The following is a 2144-nucleotide window of genomic DNA, read 5'->3' on the forward strand; positions in this document are numbered from 1 at the left end:
CTATCCCCGTGGAGGGAGAAGCCTTAAAAAACTGGTTACAGACTAGGGCTAATCAGATTATCGCCGGCGATCGACTCAGTAAGCAAGAGGCCCTAGCTTTAACTGCGATCGAAGGTCAGGAAAATATTTTCAGCTTATGTGAGGCTGCCGATCGCATTCGTCAGGCCTGTTGTGGTAATACGGTGGATTTATGTAGCATTATCAACATAAAATCGGGAAGTTGTTCGGAAAATTGCAGTTTTTGTTCCCAATCCGCCCACCATCCCGGACAAGATTCGCCTATCTACGGTTTAAAAAGTCGCGAGGAAATCGTCAGCCATGCGAAAGCGGCAGCCGAAGCGGGGGCCAAACGCTTCTGTTTAGTTAGTCAAGGTCGGGGATTAAAGTACAATAGCCCTAAATCGCAGGAATTCGAGGAAATACTGGCCACGGTTCAAGAAATCATCGAAACGGCCAAGATTAAACCCTGTTGCGCCCTGGGAGAGTTAACCCTTGCCCAAGCGCAGGCCTTAAAAGAAGCCGGAGTTACCCGTTATAATCACAATCTGGAGGCTGCCGAGAATTTTTATCCTAACGTGGTCTCCACCCACAGTTGGCAGGATCGGGTAGAAACGGTAAAAAACCTGAAAGCGGCGGGAATTCAGGCTTGTACGGGCGGAATTATCGGTATGGGGGAAAGTTGGATCGATCGCATTGATTTAGCTTTTTCTCTGGCGGAATTAGAAGTGGAATCAGTGCCGATTAACCTATTAAACCCCAGAAGTGGCACCCCTTTAGGTCATTTACCCAAACTGGAGCCCTTTACTGCCCTAAAAGCGATCGCTATTTTCCGGTTTATTTTACCCCAACAAATCCTCCGTTATGCCGGGGGACGAGAGGCAGTGATGGGAGAATTGCAAAATCTGGGGCTAAAATCGGGAATTAATGCTATGCTGATTGGGCATTATTTGACCACTCTAGGACAACCCCCCCAACAGGATCAGGCGATGTTGGCTGATCTTAGTTTAATAGGAGGAGAAGCCCCCATCCCCGGTGAATACCAACCCCAACAGGCAACCTAAATCACGTCGAGGACGAGAATCTCCGCCGCGGCGCGCTTCCGCATCGGTTCCCAATGAGTTACTCTGGGCTTTGATTGGTTTGTTGCTGACAATTTTTAGTACATTTGTTCCGGTCAGCCTAGCTAGTTGGTCGGCTACTACGGGTCTATCTTCGCAAAAACTGGGCATAACTTACCAAATTGGCGCAGTATTGTTAACGGGCTGTCTGGGGGGCAAAAATGCCGGGCTTCTCGCCCAGGTGGCCTATATTTTTCTCGGTTTAACTTGGTTGCCCGTGTTTGCCCAGGGTGGGGGAATGGGTTATCTGAAAGAAGCCAGTTTTGGCTATATTTTAGGCTTTATGCCGGGGGCATGGCTGTGTGGTTGGCTGGCTTTTCGCTGGCGCGCCAAGATAGAAACTCTGGCTTTAAGTGCTTTTGCCGGTTTGTTAGTTATTCATCTGTGCGGTTTATTATATATGCTGGGATTGTCGATTTTTCAGCCCCAAGCCAGTCAAATCACCTTTCCCGATAGTTTGCCCACCCTATTTATGAATTATTCAGTCTGGCCATTTTTAGGGCAGTTAGTAGTAATTTGTGTGGTGGTAATTATTGCCTTTTTCTTCCGTAAATTATTATTTTATTGATGCCACAGCCAATGTTAAAAAAGAATCGCTGGTTTTGGATAGTGGCGGTGCTTGGTCTAATTTTAGACCAAGTAACTAAGTATATAACCGTGCAGAGTTTTGAGCAAATTGGTGAGACTTTCCCGATTATTCCGGGGGTTTTTCATTTTACCTATGTGATTAATACTGGGGCGGCTTTTAGTGCTTTTCGGGGCGGTGTTGGTTGGCTAAAATGGCTATCCTTATTAGTTAGTTTGGGATTAATGGCTTTTGCTTACTTTGGACCGCATTTAAATCGTTGGGAACAATTAGCCTACGGTTTTATTTTAGCAGGGGCTTTCGGCAATGGTATCGATCGCTTTTTGTTTGGTTATGTGGTGGATTTTCTCGATTTTAGATTGATTAATTTTCCTGTTTTTAATCTGGCTGATGTCTTTATTAACATCGGGATTATTTGTCTCTTAATTTCTACCTTTCCC

General features: G+C 45.8%; 3 protein-coding genes. All 3 read left to right on the top strand.

The features are described 5' to 3' along the window. Positions 1-2: 2 nt before the first annotated feature. Positions 3-1061, top strand: coding sequence for a biotin synthase BioB (gene bioB, locus PX636_RS20340; RefSeq protein ID WP_288118532.1), 1059 nt, complete (start codon positions 3-5; stop codon positions 1059-1061). Then, on the top strand, positions 1033-1686 hold the full coding sequence (locus PX636_RS20345) for a biotin transporter BioY (RefSeq protein ID WP_288118534.1): 654 nt from the start codon (positions 1033-1035) through the stop codon (positions 1684-1686). The genes bioB and PX636_RS20345 overlap by 29 nt, the downstream gene beginning before the upstream one ends. An 11-nt stretch (positions 1687-1697) precedes the next feature. Beyond that, the coding region (lspA, locus tag PX636_RS20350; protein WP_288118536.1) for a signal peptidase II at positions 1698-2144 on the top strand (447 nt) is incomplete at its 3' end.

It is taken from the genome of Microcystis sp. M53598_WE2, from assembly GCF_030067735.1.
In the GTDB taxonomy this organism is placed as follows: domain Bacteria; phylum Cyanobacteriota; class Cyanobacteriia; order Cyanobacteriales; family Microcystaceae; genus Microcystis; species Microcystis aeruginosa.